The sequence below is a fragment of the Marinitenerispora sediminis genome, assembly GCF_003336425.1.
In the GTDB taxonomy this organism is placed as follows: domain Bacteria; phylum Actinomycetota; class Actinomycetes; order Streptosporangiales; family Streptosporangiaceae; genus Marinitenerispora; species Marinitenerispora sediminis.
Window position 1 is genome coordinate 1 of sequence record NZ_QEIO01000231.1, and the last position, 5,387, is coordinate 5,387.

A 5,387-nucleotide genomic window follows, 5' to 3' on the forward strand; every position below is an offset into this window, starting at 1 on the left:
CATCCTCGCCCTCAACGCCGCGATCTGGCACAACTGGCTGATCGGAGCGCCGGTCAAACGCTCGCTCGTGGCTTACGACCATTGAGGAACCCCCATCAATGATCTAGCCCCTCCCGGCAGGGCGCCGCCGCGGTCCCGCGGTGGAGGCGGGCCCGGCGAGGGGACCTCAGCCCTCGGAGCCGGCCTGGGGGCCGGCCGCGGCCCCGCCCGCCGCCCGGGTACCGGAAGCCGGCTTCCGCCGGGGCTTGCGAGCGGGCGCCGCGCCGGCCTCCGAGCCGGGCGCGTCCGCGCCGGCGGCGTCCGGTTCCACCGCCTCTGCCGCCTCTGCCGGTTCCGCCGCCACCGCCGGCCCCGGTGTGTCCGCGACCCCGCCCGACCGGACGCCGAGGACCTCGTTCTCCACGTCGAGCATCCGCCGCACCGGCTCCGGTACCGCCGGCATCCGCTCGCCCCGGAAGTGCGCGCCCAGCACCTCCAGCGCGTGATCGCACAGCACCCGCCGCGCCTGCTGCGCCCGGACCCCGCTCAGCTCCTCCATCTCCGGCAACCGGTGCTCGCGCAGCAGCCGCAGCACGTCCCGCACCCGCTCCCGCACCCCGCGATCGGTCAGCCCGACCGCGACCACCTCGGCCTCGGTCAACGTCTCCCCCGCCGGCCCGCGCGCGTCGCGCGCCGCGATGAACAGCCCCGTCAACTGCCGGGCCGAATCCCGAGCCACCGTCCGATCCCGCACCCGCCCGGCCTGCCGCCCCTGCAACCAGGTGACGGCGGAACTGCTCACGAGACTGACGGCACCACCGGTCAGGACAAGCAGGAACTCGTTCACGGGGCCTCCTCGGGGCGGACAGCATCGAACCGGGCACTCGATCGTGAACCGAGAGCATTCGGCCCGAACGGGCATCTGTCAACCGGAGGCGGGCCGGGCCGGGGCCAGGAGCGGGCCCTCGGGGCGTGCCTCAGGACTGGGTGTTCTCCAGGTGGCGGCCCAGGTATCCCACGTAGATCCGACCGGTGCCGGCGGTGTCGTCGTAGTAGTGGATGCGAGGGCTGACGGTGTTGCTCGAGCTGATCTTGAAATGCGCTCCCATGAAGACCCTGCCGCCGGCGACGACCTCTTCGGGCACGGGGAGGGTGCGCTGACGGTGCCATTTGGAGTTGCTCTGCACGGTCTGGCTCTCGGTAGCCGCGTGCCGGTTCGCCGAGTAACCCCGCCGGCCCGCGGGCGTCTGCTTCAGGTAGGCGTGCACGCCTTCGCACGGATTGCCGTTCGCGCGGTAATCGGCGTAGTCGTTGAGCGCCAGCAGGGCCTCCCACGCCTTGGCCGCCCAGGTACCCAGCGGGTCGCGCGGTAGCAGGTCGAGCGTCGCCTGGGGGTCGCCGGTGAACCGGATGTGCGGAAGGTCCTGCCCCTTCTCCAGGAAGAGCAGCACATCGTCGAACGAGGCTGGTGCGATCGTCCGTTCGGCATCCGGGACGGGCGACCAGGCGGTGTCCGCCGCCTTGAGCTCGATGAGCTGCTGGCGCAGCCACCGCACGCGGTCGTGCGCGGCACGAAGCTCCTCCTCGGCCGCCGCGTGGTCGGTCTGCGCGTCCTCGACCTCCTTCTTCAACGCCTCGCGTTCGTCCTGGAGTTCGTAGACCTGCTGACGCATCTCCTCCAGCTGCTCGCGCAGCTTGGTCGCGCGGAGTTCCGCCGTCCGGGCGGACCGGACGACCTGCCGCAGCTCCCCGACGGCCTCGGCGGTGACGTCGCCGGTGCCGAGAACCTCGGTGAGGAGGCCGCGCAGTGCGGCGAGGTGGTCGGGGTCGGGCGCACTCGGCGGTTCCGGCGCGGCGGCCGGCGCGGGCCGGGTCTCGTCGGTGCGCGGCCCCGGCTGGTCCTCGGGCGCGGGCGCCGGGACGCGCGCGGCCGCGGTGGGCTGCGGTTGCCCGGCCGGCAGCGGGCCGCGCTCGGTGACGTCCAGAGAGGCGAGGACGGTATCGGTCTCCAGGGCGTTCAGGATCCGGTCCGCGCGGCGGATGTCCCGGGGCAGCGCCCGCTCCATGGCGTGGGCGCGGACGGCGTGGCCGAGGGCCCACTGCAGACGCTGGGAGACCCGCCGGCCGTCGAAACCGGCATTGATGGCCTGGCTGGAGAGGACCCGGTGCCGTCTGCCGTCGAGCGGGTCGTCCGGGTTGACTCCTGGCAGGAAGGTACGCAGGCCGGCGACCGGCACCCTGTGTCCTTCCGGCAGTCGCGCGTTCAGGGCCTCGAAGGCCGCTTCGTCCAGCACGTAGCCCGCGTGCAGACCGACCGATTCCCGCAGCAGCTTCGCGACGGTGTCGCGCCAGCGTTCGACCGATGCTCCCGGCACCGCCCCCGCGACCACCACGCCGATGTGCCGCGTGCCATCGGTGATGACGTCGAACAGGCGCTCGACCTCCAGGGGGACGGTGCCGCGGACGATCTGCGGCTGCGCGGCGATCTCCGCCAGGCCGTCCCTGGCGATGGCCGATTCCAGGATGTGCCGGGCGAGCCGGGGCACCGACGCCGTCTTCCGGGCGGGAGGGGCGGCGCCGCCGGGGAGTTCGTCGGACCGTACGTCGATCCAGACGAGGTTGGTGCCGGCGGACTTCCGGGCCCCGGCCACCGCCGTCAACGTCGTCGTCCACTGCAGCCCGTTGTTCCTGCTGGTCGAGCGCAGCCGCAGAAGTCTCCGGCCCTCGTCGGCCGAGTGCTCCAGAACGGTCAGGGCCGAGTCCGGGCCGGTCGGAAAGTGTCCGACGCCCTCCCAGTCGCTGGTGTCGGCCCACGGTTGGCTTCGCAGCCAGGAGCGGAACTCCTGGGCGGCGAGGTGGATGACGTCGGTGGCGGCGTCGATCTCGAAGATGCCGCGGTATCCCAAGGGCATGGGGTTACTCCTCGGAATTGGGACGGAGTACTGGTTCCCGGGAGATTAGCCACCACCCGTGATGGGGGACCTGGAAATCGGCGATTCTCTGGCAATTGGCAACGTGGGGCCGGTGTACGGCGGCCTCGTGCGACTGCCGCACGCCGACTTTCGGAAGTGACGTAGATCACGGCACTGTTTTCCGTGTGGCCGAAACCGGTCACGCCTGGCGGGTGGTCTCGTGCACCGCGGGCCAGCGCGGGGGATCGGTGGGGGTGTTCGCGCTCGGAGGAAACGGCGGCGGGGTTTGGGCGTGGCCATTTCCTGGCGGGTGATCATGGGTGATCGCCGGTTTTTCTATTCTTCGGAGGGTGGCACGAAAAGCAGCGAAAAGGCGGCGCGCCGGGCGGATGCGGGTGCGGAGGGGCGGGCGGGTCCGGAAGGTGGATCCGGCGTTCTGGCCGTTCGTGCCCTCGTTGCCGTTGTTCGGGGTGCTGCTGACGTCGTACCTGGTCCTGGGGCTGGCGCTGTCCCCCGTCGGGGTCGCTGGGGACGATGTCGCCGTGGCCACCGCGAGCGGGGCCGGGGACGGGAATCGGTCAAGCGCCAATTCGGATTCCAGTGCGCAGGATAAGGCGGAATCCGTTCCGATGGTCGGGCGGCCGGCGGAAGTGAAAACGCGCGTCCTTTTCGCGCACGGGGATTACCAGCTGAGCTCCGAGGCCAGTGCCGCACTCGCGGAGTTCGTGGCCGAGATCGAGCGCCACGAGGTGCGCGGCGTGCGTGTCGCCGGCTACGCCGATGCCACCGGCCCGGCTCCGGTGAACGACGTGGTGTCCCTCGACCGGGCACGGGCGGTCGCCGACTTCCTGCGCGCGGAGCTGTCCGACGCCGAACTCGTGGTGGAGGTCATCGGGCACGGATCGGCGCGGCCCGCGGCCGACAACGGCTCGCCCGAGGGGCGCGAGGCGAACCGGCGGGTGGAAATCGTCGCGGGGATCGCCTGCGACGACTGAGCAACGCGCCGGCGGGGTCGGTGGCGCCTGTCCCGGGGCGGCCTTTCCGGGCGGTTCGGCGCGCGCCGAACCGCCCGGAAAGGCCGCCCCGGTTCCGTTCGGGGGCACCCCGTCGGGCCGCTCAGCTCCGGCTCTGACCGGACGGCTCCCGGCTAGCAAGGTCTCGTTCTGGAAGGCCCCCGAGGGGAACGGGCCCAGAAGAGACTGCACTTTAGTGGGATCTTTCGGTTAACAGGACGCTACCGCTGTTTCGGTACGGAGGCTCCGGGGGAGGTCCGGTCCTTGGGGGTGCGGCCGCCGAGGTACGCGGCCGGCCCCAGGGCAACGACAGGGAGACCAGCATGCGGCAGCGCAGACTTGGCGGGCAGGGACTCACCGTCCCCGAGCAGGGGCTCGGGTGCATGGGGATGTCCTACGGGTACGGCGGCCAGGACGACGAGGAGTCGCTGCGGACCATCGACCGCGCGCTCGAACTCGGGGTCACCTTCCTCGACACCGCGGACATGTACGGTCCCTGGACCAACGAGGCACTGGTCGGCCACGCGATCCGGGGGCGGCGGGACCAGATCGTCCTCGCCACCAAGTTCGGCAACGAGGTCGATTCCGAGGGGCGCCTCGCCGGGCGGGTCAACGGGCGGCCGGAGTACCTGCGCCAGGCGCTGGACGGGTCGCTGCGCCGGCTCGGCGTGGACCACGTGGACCTCTACTACCAGCACCGCGTCGACCCCGAGGTCCCGATCGAGGAGACCTGGGGAGCGCTGTCCGAGCTCGTGCAGGCCGGCAAGGTGCGCTACCTCGGCATCTCCGAGGCGGCCCCCGAGACGATCCGGCGGGCGCACGCCGTGCACCCGATCAGCGCCCTGCAGACCGAGTACTCGCTGTTCACCCGCGATGTCGAGGACAACGGGGTGCTCGCGACGGTGCGCGAGCTCGGTATCGGGTTCGTCGCCTACAGCCCGCTGGGGCGGGGGTTCCTCACCGGGGCGTTCCGTACCCCGGAGGACCTGCCCGAGGGCGACTGGCGCCGCAACCACCCGCGCTTCTCGGGGGAGAACTTCGCCAGGAACCTCGCCGTCGTCGACAAGGTGCGCGAGCTCGCCGCGGCGAAGGACGCCACCCCCTCGCAGCTGGCCATCGCGTGGGTGCTCGCCCAGGGCGAAGACATCGTGCCCATCCCCGGCACCAAGCGCCGCCGCTACCTGGAGGAGAACGTCGCCGCCTCCGACATCACGCTGACCCGGGCCGACCTCGACGCCATCGAGCGGGTCGCCCCCGTCGGCGCCGTGGCGGGGGAGCGCTACACCCCCGAGGGCATGCGCGCCGTGCACCGCTGACCGGCTCCCGCCGCGTCCTCCCCGGGCCCGGCCGCGGGCTCCGGGGAGGACACCGCTCCCGCGGGCCGCTAGATGATTGAGTCCGATGTCTGAGGAGGTCGCGGACATGGCGAAGGGTGCCCGATGGTTAAGTCGTGACACGAAACCTGGACACCCTTCTCACCGCA

The 5,387-nt window shown here is 72.0% G+C and carries 4 protein-coding genes; 2 read left to right on the forward strand and 2 right to left on the reverse strand.

What is annotated here, in order from left to right:
• Nucleotides 1–166: 166 nt before the first annotated feature.
• Entirely contained in the window at nt 167–826 is a 660-nt protein-coding gene (locus DEF28_RS25355) for a hypothetical protein (protein ID WP_114400641.1), read from the reverse strand.
• A gap of 130 nt (nt 827–956) precedes the next feature.
• Complete coding sequence (locus DEF28_RS25360) at nt 957–2,891, reverse strand: hypothetical protein (protein WP_114400642.1); 1,935 nt, start codon at nt 2,889–2,891, stop codon at nt 957–959.
• Nucleotides 2,892–3,313: 422 nt separating this feature from the next.
• On the opposite strand from DEF28_RS25360, the gene DEF28_RS25365 reads away from it, so the two are divergent.
• Both DEF28_RS25365 and DEF28_RS25370 read left to right on the forward strand, forming a co-directional pair.
• Nucleotides 3,314–3,886, forward strand: a complete 573-nt coding sequence (locus tag DEF28_RS25365) for an OmpA family protein (RefSeq protein WP_147280273.1) — start codon at nt 3,314–3,316, stop codon at nt 3,884–3,886.
• A gap of 341 nt (nt 3,887–4,227) precedes the next feature.
• Complete coding sequence (locus DEF28_RS25370; protein WP_114400644.1) at nt 4,228–5,220, forward strand: aldo/keto reductase; 993 nt, start codon at nt 4,228–4,230, stop codon at nt 5,218–5,220.
• Nucleotides 5,221–5,387: the final 167 nt, after the last annotated feature.